Genomic DNA, 11626 nt, shown 5'->3' on the forward strand with positions numbered 1-11626 from the left:
GCGGAGTGGGTCCGGATCTCAAGGGATAATTCAATGACTCTCCAGCATCGTTCCGACGAAGAAAGCGAGACGGCGTCGACAGCGACGGCCGACGGCGACGAGACGGAACGATCACAGGAGCACACTGGAGCAGCCGCTGGCAACCAGCCAGCCACGATGGAGGCCAATCGACTGTGGGACGATTTCGACGGCGACAACGATAGCGACGAGACCGAAACTGGCGAGGACGCGACGGCGGCGGCAACGACCGAGCAAGCGGCCGAAACCCAGCAGCCAACAACCGAAGAGTCGTTCGGCGACGTGCTTGAGACGCTCTCCTCGTTCGGACAGTCGACATCGCCGACGCAGGTGCTCGTTCTCAGTCCAACCAGCCACTCGGTCACCAACGACATCTTCACGCAGATTACGTCCTCGGCTGAGACGAGCCAGAACGTGGTCTTCGTCTCCTCGGTCCAATCAACCAGCAACCGGCTGCCGATGCTCCGGGACTTTCCTTCCTGGGTCGAAGGGAAATCCACGCTCATCGAGGTCGGTAATCCGCAATCTGGCTCCTCTACACGCGGGACGAACACCTTGGATCGGAAGGTCGACACGTACAAAGAAGTCGCCAACCCCCAAAACCTCGCCAAGCTCGGCGTCGTCATCAGCCACGAGATCAACCGCATCGACAATCAGTATCCGACCGTCCTCTGTTTCCATACGCTGTCGTCGATCCAGCAGTACCTCGGCACCCAAAGCATCGTCCCGTTCCTCTATACGCTCTGCTCGAAGTGCAACGATTCGGGCGTGATGGGGTACTGTCATCTCGATCCAAACCGTCACACCGCCGACGCTGTTGGGACGATCAAGTCCGTGTTCGATGTGACGGTGACGATTACGCCGGGCGGCGACGTCGAGATCGAATAAGTTGCGTAATTAACACCCTCAAGCGGCGAAAAATACGCTACCCACTTGGCTGTTTTATCCGAAATTGACGCTTACCAGCACTCATGCCAATAACAGTTTGACAAGCGACACGCTTGATGGCTGAACGGCGAACCTCGTTGTGACTAGCCGAAATGAAGATAAAGGGAAGCTGAAATGGGTGGCCGATTAGTTGTCTTGGACACCGAAGAAGACCGAGTCGAGCAGGTCGAGGTTGTCCGAGCTAGCACCGAACCCGCTTGAGAGGTTCTGTCGGAGCGTCTGCTCGATGTCTTTGTTGTAGTTGATGTCAACATCGACTTCGACCGTATTACCAGCACCCACCGTAACGTAGTTAGCCGAATCGGGAGCACTCCCGTCGTCAGGTGAGATCTGGGTTGTATCGATGCTGAACGTGTAGAGTTGTCTGACGAGACTCTCCGAAACGTCACCGCTCTCCACATCAGCACCGTAGTTGTATTCGACACCGACATCAGCATCGGATGCACCGACGTTATCGACAATGAGTGGTGCTGTACCGGTCGCAGTCCCTGAGCCGTTGTACGGTGGACTGCCACCAAGACTGACGTTCCGATTGCCGGCCGTCGAATTGTCGTTGATCGTCGCTAACGACATATTCAGCTCGGAGTTGTTCTGGTCATCAACGGTGATATTCGGACCATCACTCTCGTTCAGCGTGCTGCTGGTGAAGTTGAGTGACCCTTCATTGTCGACGAAGTCGTTAGACTCGTTGACGTAGCCAGTTAGGCTATTATCGACCGAAGTCCCGTCCCCTGTTTCGACGGCCGGATTCCGAGCCACGTTGAGCTGCTCTGCGCTCAAGATCCGGAAGTCGGCTCCGGCCTCGACATCCCCTTGTAGTGCTGCGCTTGTGACTGATGCGGCACCGCTAAGCGTCGCTGCCGTCCCCAGCCCGAGTATGAAGTTTCTTCGATTCATTGTACCGAACGTTACACACAATAATGATGGACCTACTTAGTTATACCGAATTGGAATGTCTGATTCGGCATGATAAGAATACTTGAGAACAACCGCCAGAAAGCGGGTGATTTGTTACTAGATGTATCTCTTAAAATTCGCTGCTAATAGATCTCAATCGTAGAAATTTATTCGGGTTTGTAAAATCCCGTTCGTGTGAATTCATACCACGTACAATATCAATCCGATAGAACGGACCTACTGGCCGGAAGCTACATGAGTATTGGTTTCTTACACACATTGCTACGGACATCTGTAGAACACTACACAGCCAGCATGAATCTGAGATCGGCTCTGAGTACGGTAATCACAGTTTTACTTGTCGTCTTAGTGCTCTCTGTCCTCGCCTCCCAGCTTTTCGGATTTCCACCGCCGGTTAGCTATGTCTCAACGGATAGTATGGAGCCGCAGCTACAGCCTGGAGACGGGTTTATCGGAATTCCAGCACCATTAGCTGGAGACGTATCCGAAGGCGATGTCATCACGTATGAGGCACAAATAATTGGCGGGGGTGGGTTGACAACACATCGAATCGTTAACGAAACTGAGGAGGGCTATATTACAAAGGGTGATAACAACCCATTTACTGATCAGGAAGGTGATGAGCCGCCGGTCACTAACTCTCAAATCAAACTCGTCGTCGTCCAAATCGACGGACAAATCGTTAAAGTCCCGTACGTCGGGCTGCTCGCTGAGAGTTTCGGTGCGGGATTGGCGGCACTCGTTGGCATCCTCAATCTCAAGAACGTTTCCTCAACGAATCCAGGAATCATCGTTGGTGTCACCGGGATGGTATTAGTCATTGGTAGTGTTGTATACGACGTTTTTACCGACGATAAAAAGCGGTCAATGAGTCGAACAGCACGTCGAAGCAATGTGGTTGACAGTCGACTAATATTGGTAGCTGTTCTCCTCGTGTTATCGCTTCCGCTATTATCTATAACGGCACTACCTAGTGGAACGGACGAAATCGGGATTGTGAGTGCAGAACGGCCACAGCCAAGTGATCGATCAGTAATCGAAGCCGGTGGCTCCGTTGAATCGACAATGACGGTAAGGAACGAGCAGCCAGTCCCGATGGTGATCATCGTCGAAGGTACATCCGATGATATAGAAGTATACGATCAGGTGTTACCAGCAGCACCAGGAGAGAGAGTCACAACGAAATTCCGCATGTGGGCTCCCGAGGAAACGGGGAGCTACGTTCGTGGTCGGTCGGTAAGTTTCTACATTCACGTACTGCCGGCACCGGTGATCGGGTTTCTCCATAGTCTCCACCCACTCGTCGCACTGGTCACGACAACCGGGGTTATCCTCTCACCAGTGGCAGTATTGTTCTATTTGGTTGTCGGCTTCCGGCAGCTATCACTCAGAGAGGTCAGTCGGTAATCCAGAGCGAAATCAGTCGGTCGAACCATCGCCGACCGCACTCTCACCGACCGCCTCGTGACCTTCAATTAGTTCCTGACCACCCATGTAGGGTTGCAACGGGTCAGGGATCGTTACCGTGCCGTCCTCGTTCTGATAGTACTCCAGAATCGCAACCATCACCCGCGGGACAGCAAGCCCCGACCCGTTGAGCGTGTGGAGATACTCAGCCGACTCGTGTTGCTCGGGGCGGTACTGAATGCCTGCACGCCGNGCCTGNAACGCCNNGAAGTTCGANACCGANGANACNTCGAGCCANCGNCCACCCGCNTCGGGNCCGTCNNNCNNGTCGTNGCCGGGTGCCCACACCTCGATNTCGTANTTNTTCGCCTGCGTGAANCCNANGTCGCCGGTACACATTTCCAAAATCCGGTAGGGAAGCCCGAGTTCGTCAAGCACCGATTCTGCCTCGCTGACGAGGCCCTCGAACCGCTCGTCGCTATCTTCAGGCCGGACGAAGTTGACNANNTCGACCTTGTTNAACTGNTGGACGCGNACGATNCCCCGGGTTTCCGTGCCGTGCTCGCCGGCTTCACGTCGGAAGTTCGGCGAGTACGCCTGCTTCTTGAGCGGGAGGTCGTCGTCNAGCAGNATCTCNTCGNNGTNNANGTTAGTCACGGGGACTTCAGCAGTCGGCAACAGCCAGAGATCGTCGTCGTCGTAGGGCTCGCTGTTGTCGCCTTCGATCCGGTAAGCATCCTCGGTGAACTTCGGGAATTGCCCGGTGCCACGCATCGACGCGCTGTTGACCGGCAGCGGCGGGAAAATGTCGGTGTAGCCCTGCTCGCGGTGGAGGTCCAGCATGAACTGAATGAGGGCGTGTTCGAGTCGCGCCCCGTCGCCTTTGAGAAAGTAGAACCCGCCGCCGGAGACCTTCGCACCGCGGGAGAAATCAAGAATTCCCATATCTTCGCCGAGATCGTAGTGCGGTTCGATCTCGTCGGGAAGTGCCCGCCGGTCGTCGAACCCTTCGCGTCGCCGCTCGACGTTCTCGCTTTCGTCCTCGCCGACGGGGACCGAGTCGTCAGGTAGTTGGGGTAGCGTCAGGAGTGCGGCTTCGAGTTCGGCTTCCAACTCGTCGGCGCGGGCTTCGATCGTTTGGAGTTCCTCTTTGAGGTCCGAGGAGCGTTCGATCGCTTCCTCGGCTTCCTCATCCTTTCCGTCGGCTTTGAGTTGGCCGATCTTGCTCGATACCTCGTTGCGCTCGTGGCGGAGGTCGTCACCCTCGCTTTTGAGCGACCGCCACTCCTCGTCGATCTCAAGAATCCGATCGAGGTCGACATCGACGCCCTTGGTTTCGAGGGCGGCGCGGACGGCCTCGGTGTTCTCGCGGACGAACTGTCTTCGCAGCATTGACTGGGAGTTCCGGCGTCGGTGGGAAAACGGTATCTATTGCAATCGGGAGTGGTCGAATTAGAGTCGGACGTTTTCACCAGCAACATCGCCGAACCGTTCATCGTCGGCACCGCGGTCGCTCACATTGCTCTCGTCGGGCGTTCGCTCGTAGACGACCTGCCCGCGAACCATCGTGAGCTCAGGGAAGACGCCGCGGCGACCCTCGAACGGCGTCCAGCCGCACTTGCTATGCGTGTCGTCGCCGCGAATCTCACGGGCATCATCGGGATCGACGAGGACAAGGTCGGCGTCGCGGCCGACTTCGATTCGCCCCTTGGAATCGAGATCGAAGATGTCGGCCGGGTTGCGTGCAACGAGATCGACGACCCGCTCATACGAGAGGTCGCCCTGCCGGGCCGATTCGAGCAGCAGCGGTAGCATCGTCTCGACGCCGGGGACGCCGCTGGGTGCATCCCAGAGGCCGGCATCCTTCTCTTCGCGTGTGTGCGGCGCGTGGTCGGTGGCGACGATGTCGACCGTGCCGTCGGCAACGCGTTCGAACACCGCTTTCCGTCGCTGCTCGCTGCGGAGCGGCGGGTTCATCCGGCCGTAGGTACCGAGGTCGTCGAGGTCTTCGCGGGAGAGATAGAGGTGATGCGGACAGACTTCGCAGGTCGCCCCGCCGTCGACGGCCGCGTCGATCCCCTCCGGCGTCGAGGTGTGAGCAATGTGGATGTCTGCGCCCGTTTCTTGGCCTACCTCGGTCGCGTATGTCACGGCTTCAGCCTCGGCCTCGGCCGTCCGGTACGTACTCCACAGATCAGCGTTGGCGGCCCGCCCCGCACCGCCGGCGTCGCCATCGCGGGCGGCATCGTCGAACAGGGTTTCGTCTTCGGCATGGACCGTCACCGTCACGTCGGCAGCGACGGCGCGGTCGACGGCGTCGGCGAAATCATCGGGGGCAACACCCATATCGCCGGTCGAATCCGCGAGGAAGACCTCCCCGAGCGCGCAGAGCGGCCGGTCGAACAGCGAGTCTGGCTCCCAGTCACCGGTAACGCCGCCGTTGATCCCGTAGTCGATACAGGCCTTGCTGGCGGCGGCGGCTTTCGTGTCGAAGTGCTCGCCGGTCGTCGTCGGTGGCGACGTGTTCGGCATGTCGATGACGGTGGTGACGCCACCGGCGGCCGCGCTGCGGGCGCCGGTGGTCCACGTCTCCTTGTGGGAGTAGCCGGGCTCGCGGAAGTGGACGTGGGCGTCGATCGCCCCCGGGAAGAGGAGCTTGCCGGCGGCGTCGATCACCGATTCATCGGCAGCGGGATCGAGGTCGGCGTCGATAGCGGCGATCCGCTCGCCGTCGATCCGGCAGTCGACGGTGCGGCCGTCGACCAGTCCTGCGTTCGTGATGAGCATGGTGTTCGCTGTGACGGGGAGGCTCCTAAGTGTCGTGGATCGACTCGCCGCCCGTGCCGCAGTCGGTAGGGATTTGTGTACGGAGCTATTCGCTTGGTACACTGTGACACGACACCGCGCAATCGACACCGACGGCCCGCCGACAGCGGCAACGGTTCGTGGGCGAGGCCCCCCGGTAGCAACACACTTATCCGCCGACCGAACCGAGGTCACCCCAATTACTGAGAGTCAATCATGAACGAAGTGCAACTCGAAGTGGCGAAGGCGTACCCGAACGACTCGGGNCGCGGCATCGCNCGNCTNGACCCNGANACGCTGCTNCANCTNAAGCTNTCNCCGGGNGACATCATCGAGATCGAGGGCGCGGACACCACGGCCGCGAAGGTGTGGCGCGCCGACCGGCAGGANTGGAACACCGACACNGTNCGCATCGACGGCTTCACNCGNCANAACGCNGANGTNGGNATCGGCGAGCGCGTCTCGATCCGGAAAGCCGAGGCCGAAAAGGCCGANNNGCTCGTCCTCGCNCCGCCNGAGGANGCNNNCGTNCAGTTCGGNNNCGACGCNGCNGGNATGGTNAAANGNCAGATCNTGAAGCGGCCGGTCGTCGAACACGACATCGTCCCCGTGATGTCCTCGACGAACCACCCGTTCATGCGGTCGCCNGGNCAGGCNATCCCNNTNATCGCNGTCGANACNGAGCCGGANGGNGTCTGTCTCATCACCGAAGACACCGAAGTCGAACTCCGCGAAGAGCCGATCTCGGGCTTCGAGAAGACCGGCGGCGGCATTACGTATGAGGATATCGGCGGGCTCGAAAACGAGATTCAGCGCGTCCGCGAGATGGTCGAGTTGCCGATGAAACACCCCCAGATCTTCAAGAAACTCGGCATCGAGCCNCCNCAGGGNGTNCTNNTGCACGGGCCNCCNGGCACCGGNAAGACNNTGNTGGCGAAAGCGGTCGCCAACGAGACCTCCGCGAGCTTCTTCTCCATCGCGGGACCGGAGATCATCTCGAAGTACTACGGCGAATCCGAACANCAGNTNNGGGANATNTTCGAGGANGCNANNGANGANTCGCCGTCGATCATCTTCATCGACGAACTCGACTCCATCGCGCCGAAGCGCGAGGACGTGACCGGCGAGGTCGAACGCCGTGTCGTCGCCCAACTGCTGACGATGATGGACGGCCTGGAGGCCCGCGGGCAGGTCATCGTCATCGCCGCGACCAACCGCGTCGACAGCGTCGATCCTGCCCTCCGGCGACCGGGTCGTTTCGATCGGGAGATCGAGATCGGTGTGCCNGACGAGNNNGGCCGCAAGGANATCCTNCANATCCACACNCGCGGGATGCCGCTGTCGGACGACGTCTCGCTCGACCACATGGCCGACGAGACGCACGGCTTCGTCGGTGCGGACATCGAGAGCCTGACGAAGGAGTCGGCGATGAAGGCGCTCCGGCGCTACCTCCCGGAGATCGACCTCGACGAGGAGGACATCCCGCCGAGCCTCATCGACCGGATGATAATCAAACGNGANGACTTCCGNGGNGCGCTNAACGAGGTNNNNCCCNNTGCGATGCGGGAGGTGCTCGTCGAGNTNCCGAAGATCACGTGGGACGACGTGGGCGGGCTCGAATCGCCCAAGCAGCAGGTCAAGGAGGCTGTCGAGTGGCCGTTGACGACACCNGNGAANTTCGANCGGNTNGGCNTCGANNCNCCNANNGGNGTNCTGCTGTACGGNCCGCCNGGCACCGGGAAGACGCTGATGGCGAAGGCCGTCGCCAACGAGACGAACGCGAACTTCATCTCCGTGCGCGGCCCGCAGCTCCTCTCGAAGTGGGTCGGCGAGTCGGAGAAGGCGATCAGACAGACGTTCCGCAAGGCGCGGCAGGTCTCCCCGACCGTCGTCTTCTTCGACGAGCTCGACNNNCTCGCNCCCGNNCGNGGCNNNGACGTNGGCTCGAACGTCTCCGAGCGCGTCGTCAACCAGCTCCTCACGGAGCTGGACGGGCTCGAAGAGATGGGTGACGTGATGGTCATCGGCGCGACGAACCGCCCGGACATGATCGACCCCGCNCTCATNCGGTCGGGNCGGTTCGACCGNCTNGTGATGATCGGNNANCCCGNCNNNGANGGNCGCGANCAGATCCTCCGCATCCACACNGACGNNANGCCGCTNNCNCCGGACGTGAGCCTNCGNGAGATCGCCGAGATCACTGACGGCTACGTCGGATCCGACCTCGAATCCATCGCCCGCGAGGGTGCCATCGAGGCACTGCGCGAGGACGACGAGGCGACGGAAGTCGAGATGCAGCACTTCCGGAAAGCGATGGAGTCGGTGCGACCGACCGTCACCGAGGACATCCTCACCTACTACGAGGAGATCGAAGAGCAGTTCCGCGGCGGTGGCGGCGATCAGTTCGGCGACCGCCGCAACGGCCGCGTCGGCTTCCAGTAAGCCCAGTCGCGGTTTAACGCCCGCCGACCGGCGGTGTCGATTTTTGTCGTTGCTATCGACGACGCAGCAGTGATTAGCAGCCAAGTAATGATTAGGCAGACCAAAACCTATATCCCTTTAGGCATGCCTAAGACAGGTATGGAAATCACGGACACCTCCAAGCCGGACAGCGATCCCGAACCAGCCGACGCTGCGCCCTGTGTTTCTGTGCTCAACGCGACGCCCGACCGAACTGTCTTTACCGAAGAGGGCAACGAAGACGGCTGGATTGCGACCGATTACAGCGTGTCGCTGCAGCGATAGACCCTATTTCTACTGCATCCGTTGGGCTTCTGTTCTGCCGAGTGGAGATTTTTTCTCAGAGACGACGCTCCGTCCGTCGGGTCGAAGCTATTACTGGAGGTTCGGTCGTGTACAAAAATCAGAGAGGGGTTACAGCGATCCTGTCACCAACAGTTACGCGGCGTCGTCCGGATTAGCGGGTCGCCGAGTCGAGGACGAGCGTATCGTCTTCGAGGTAGTGTTCGATGTGGTGGGCGTCCTCTTCGATGTCGACAAGGATCTCCTTGAGGATGTGTTCGGTCGTCGGATCGCCGAGGTTGGCCGCCAGTTGGATGTGGTCGCGCATCCCCTCGATGATCGTGCCGTAGGCCTCCATGTCGTTCTGCAGCGACGTTCGAATGTCGTAGACGTCCTCACCTTCGAACTCGACGGTGGCGTGTTCCTCTTGGTTGGCCGGACCGGCGATCGGAACGCCGCCGATGGCCTGTGCGCGTTCGGCGATCATGTCCGCGCCCGCTTCCATGTTCTCGTAGGCCTCCTGCAGGAAGATGTGTAGGTCGCGGAACTCCGCGCCCTCGACGTTCCAGTGGTGTTTGTGGAGCTGGTGATACATGACGTACGCGTTAGCGAGATCCGTGTTCAGCGCGTCAATGATCTGCTCGGCTTTGTCCGCGTCAAGGCGAAGGGCTTCCGACTCCTCGACCTCACCGTACTGCTGGCGAACAGTTTCTTGGGTACTCATAGCAACTCTTCATTCCCCTGCCAGCCACTTAAATCTTCGCGTTCAGTTAAGACCTTTTTCTGTTTTAGAAAATTTGTTTTGTGTGTTGGCGACTCCTGACAATACATGAGCCGGATGTATCCATCCAACTGAATACCTACTCCAGTCGTTTCATCGATATATTCATCATTACGCACTCTCGAAGGAGCCATATGAACCGTGCGGAGAAAGCCGCCCTGCAACTGCGGGCGGTAGCCGTTCTTCGAGCTCTTAAAGAGAGCCGGACCTACGAGGAGCTATCGGCTGTCACCGGACTCCCAGCCGGCGACCTCAACCGGTACGTCAACGGCCACGTACTGCCCGGGGTTGATCGTGCCGAGGAGCTCGTCGACGAAATCGGCCGTGAGACGCTGGCCGACGAGCTCCGAACCCGGATCAGCGTCGACGACGAGGGATACGTCGACAACTCCGATGTCGTCTTCGACCAGTCGTTTCTCGATCTCGTCGCGCCGGTCGCCGCCACCAGTTTCGGCTTCGATCGGCCCGATGTCGTGCTGACCGCCGCGACCGACGGCATCAGCATCGGCGCGGCGATGGCGNNNNACTTCGNNGCGACCNTCGCNTACGCGAAGAAGTCGAANGAGACNGCNGTCGAGGAGTTCATCGAGTCNCGCCAGCGNCTCGCCTCCGGCATCGANNTNACNTACTANCTGCCGGCCTGCGCGCTNGTCGCCCGGTGAGTCAGTACTCGTCGTCGACGACCTGATCCGGTCGGGTGAAACACAGGAGCTACTCTTGGATATCGCCGCTCGCGCCGATGCCGACGTGGCGGGTGTCTTCGCGTTGATCGCTGTCGGCGACGAAGGGTTGTCGCGGGCGCGTGCGGCAACGTCGGCTCCGGTCGACGCGTTGGCGACCTTCGAGTAAGGGCGGCGTCGGAGGAAACGGTAGTTACTGCGGAACCGATCCTTCGACGTTCTCGACGTAGCTGCTCATCTCCTGGAAGAGGAACTCGTCGCTTTCGCCCTCGAAGGCCGAGCCGCTCCAGACATCGAGGTCGTCGTTGACGATGGCCGACTCCGTCTCGCCGACGGACTCCTGTACGTCCTGTGGAACCTCCGGCCCCCAGTCGTCGAGGCTGCAGATCCCAGAGTCCAGCCCTTCCCAGTAGGCGTCGGACTCCCACGTGCCGTCGTTGACCGACTGGACGGTCGGGCCGTAGAACTCCTCCCAGTGCCAGATCGGCGAGGTCAGGTAGTTGTCGCCGGCCTGCTCCTGCATCGGCGCGTCGTACCCCGTCGCCCAGATGTCGGCGTCGGCCGCGGCGGTCAGTGCGGCCGGTGAGTCCTGATGTTGGGCCATCACGTCGACGCCCTCGTCGATTAGGGCGTTTGCGGCCTCGCTTTCGGTCGGCGGGTCGAACCACGAGTTCGTCCACCGAACTTTGACCGAGGCCTCGTCGTTAACCGACGCCGCCCCGAGCGCGAAGGCGTTGATCCCACGGATGACCTCGGGAATCGGGAACGCCGCGACGTAGCCCAGCGAGTTCGCCTCGGTCACCATGCCGGCGGCCTGTCCGGCGAGATAGCGAGCCTCGTAGACCCGTCCCATATACCGGCCCATGTTTTCGCGGGTCACGTAGCCGGTGTTGTGCTCGAAGAGCGTGTCAGGGTTGTCGGCAGCGACCGTCGCCATCGGGTCCTGATACTCGAAGGTGCAGCCGAAGATGATGTCGTAGCCGTCGTTGGCGTACTGGCGGAAGACCCGCTCGGAGTCGCCGGGCGCGACGGACTCGGTGTAGTCGGTTTCGAGCCAGTCGAACTCCTCGTCGACCGCTTTGCGCCCCTCGTTGTGAGCCCACGACCAGCCGAGGTCGCCGACCTCCGAAATATACACCCATGCGGCACGGACATCAGCCTCGTCGCCGCCGCTGCTGCCGCCGCCGGCACAGCCGGCGAGTGCAGCCAGCCCCGTCGCTCCAACCGTACTGATTGCGTCCCGTCGTGAAATCGTTCGTTTCATGGTATCAATGGTACACCGTTGTCGTGGCGTCCTGTGTCGTACCTATGAACACCCCCACATAAG

7 protein-coding genes and 3 pseudogenes are annotated in these 11626 nt (G+C 60.3%); 5 read left to right on the forward strand and 5 right to left on the reverse strand.

What is annotated here, in order from left to right:
* Window positions 1–33 precede the first annotated feature (33 nt).
* Window positions 34–906, forward strand: a complete 873-nt coding sequence (locus tag EGH24_RS00110; protein ID WP_142978153.1) for a DUF7504 family protein — start codon at window positions 34–36, stop codon at window positions 904–906.
* A gap of 186 nt (window positions 907–1092) precedes the next feature.
* Here the strand turns inward: EGH24_RS00110 and EGH24_RS00115 are convergent, their stop codons facing one another.
* Window positions 1093–1863 carry a hypothetical protein gene (locus EGH24_RS00115; protein WP_142978154.1) on the reverse strand — a complete coding sequence of 257 codons (771 nt, stop codon included), beginning with the start codon at window positions 1861–1863 and terminating at the stop codon, window positions 1093–1095.
* Between the two features lie 255 nt (window positions 1864–2118).
* On the opposite strand from EGH24_RS00115, the gene EGH24_RS00120 reads away from it, so the two are divergent.
* The gene (locus EGH24_RS00120) at window positions 2119–3291 is read left to right on the forward strand and encodes a signal peptidase I (RefSeq protein WP_142978155.1); all 1173 of its coding nucleotides are present in this window, start codon (window positions 2119–2121) and stop codon (window positions 3289–3291) included.
* Between the two features lie 12 nt (window positions 3292–3303).
* Here EGH24_RS00120 and serS read toward each other — a convergent pair.
* Both serS and EGH24_RS00130 read right to left on the reverse strand, forming a co-directional pair.
* Window positions 3304–4683: pseudogene (gene serS, locus EGH24_RS00125) on the reverse strand (serine--tRNA ligase).
* A 60-nt stretch (window positions 4684–4743) separates the two neighbouring features.
* Window positions 4744–6078 carry a dihydroorotase gene (locus tag EGH24_RS00130; RefSeq protein ID WP_142978156.1) on the reverse strand — a complete coding sequence of 445 codons (1335 nt, stop codon included), beginning with the start codon at window positions 6076–6078 and terminating at the stop codon, window positions 4744–4746.
* A gap of 234 nt (window positions 6079–6312) precedes the next feature.
* Between EGH24_RS00130 and EGH24_RS00135 the strand changes: the two are divergent.
* Both EGH24_RS00135 and EGH24_RS15195 read left to right on the forward strand, forming a co-directional pair.
* Window positions 6313–8538: pseudogene (locus EGH24_RS00135) on the forward strand (CDC48 family AAA ATPase).
* A gap of 138 nt (window positions 8539–8676) precedes the next feature.
* Window positions 8677–8841: a hypothetical protein gene (locus EGH24_RS15195; RefSeq protein WP_185903197.1), complete on the forward strand. Its 165-nt coding sequence runs from the start codon at window positions 8677–8679 to the stop codon at window positions 8839–8841.
* A gap of 172 nt (window positions 8842–9013) precedes the next feature.
* On the opposite strand, the gene dpsA is transcribed toward EGH24_RS15195, so the two are convergent.
* Entirely contained in the window at window positions 9014–9562 is a 549-nt protein-coding gene (dpsA, locus tag EGH24_RS00140) for a DNA starvation/stationary phase protection protein DpsA (RefSeq protein ID WP_142978157.1), read from the reverse strand.
* A gap of 191 nt (window positions 9563–9753) precedes the next feature.
* Here dpsA and EGH24_RS00145 point away from each other — a divergent pair.
* Window positions 9754–10468: pseudogene (locus EGH24_RS00145) on the forward strand (phosphoribosyltransferase family protein).
* Between the two features lie 24 nt (window positions 10469–10492).
* On the opposite strand, the gene EGH24_RS00150 reads toward EGH24_RS00145, so the two are convergent.
* On the reverse strand, window positions 10493–11563 hold the full coding sequence (locus EGH24_RS00150; protein ID WP_142978158.1) for a BMP family ABC transporter substrate-binding protein: 1071 nt from the start codon (window positions 11561–11563) through the stop codon (window positions 10493–10495).
* Window positions 11564–11626 lie beyond the last annotated feature (63 nt).

This window comes from Halonotius terrestris, from assembly GCF_006861665.1.
GTDB classification, from domain to species: domain Archaea; phylum Halobacteriota; class Halobacteria; order Halobacteriales; family Haloferacaceae; genus Halonotius; species Halonotius terrestris.